General features: G+C 68.9%; 1 protein-coding gene. It reads right to left on the bottom strand.

Annotated features, from left to right (window positions below; all coding sequences use genetic code 11):
• On the bottom strand, positions 1 to 562 hold a 562-nt coding region (locus tag AB4Y92_RS25350; RefSeq protein ID WP_441822126.1), incomplete at both ends, for a hypothetical protein.

Here is a 562-nt window from a genome sequence, read left to right as displayed (position 1 = left end):
ATCGTCGTCGGACCCGTTGCCGTCAACGGGAAGTCGTTGATCGTCGCGGTGCCGCCGTTGTCGTTGGTCACCGTCTTGACCAGGGTCAGCGTCGCSGCCTGGTCGTCGTTGACGATGGTGCAGGTCGCGTTCTGCCCGCCGGTCAGGACCAGGCTGTCGCCGGTCAAGGCGCCCGCGGTGCAGCTCCACGCGCCGGCGGTGTAGCCGGCCACGTTGGTTTCGCTCAGGGTGTAGGTGCCCGCACCGACCGCGGCATTGGTCACCGTCGCGGTGCCGCTAACACCGGTGATCGTGGTCGGACCCGTTGCCGTCAACGGGAAGTCGTTGATCGTCGCGGTGCCGCCGTTGTCGTTGGTCACCGTCTTGACCAGGGTCAGCGTCGCCGCTTGGTCGTCGTTGRCGATGGTGCAGGTCGCRTTCTGSCCGCYGGTCAGGACCAGGCTGTCGCCGGTCAAGGCGCCCGCGGTGCAGGTCCACGCGCCGGCGGTGTAACCGGCCACGCTCGGTTCGCTCAGCACATAGGTGCCCGCCGCGACGGCGGCGTTCGTCACCGTCGCGGTGC

This window comes from Lysobacter sp. TAB13 (assembly GCF_052113885.1).
GTDB lineage: Bacteria > Pseudomonadota > Gammaproteobacteria > Xanthomonadales > Xanthomonadaceae > Lysobacter > Lysobacter gummosus.
The sequence above is the reverse complement of the archived record's forward strand: the minus strand, read 5'-3'. Positions and strand labels throughout refer to the sequence as shown.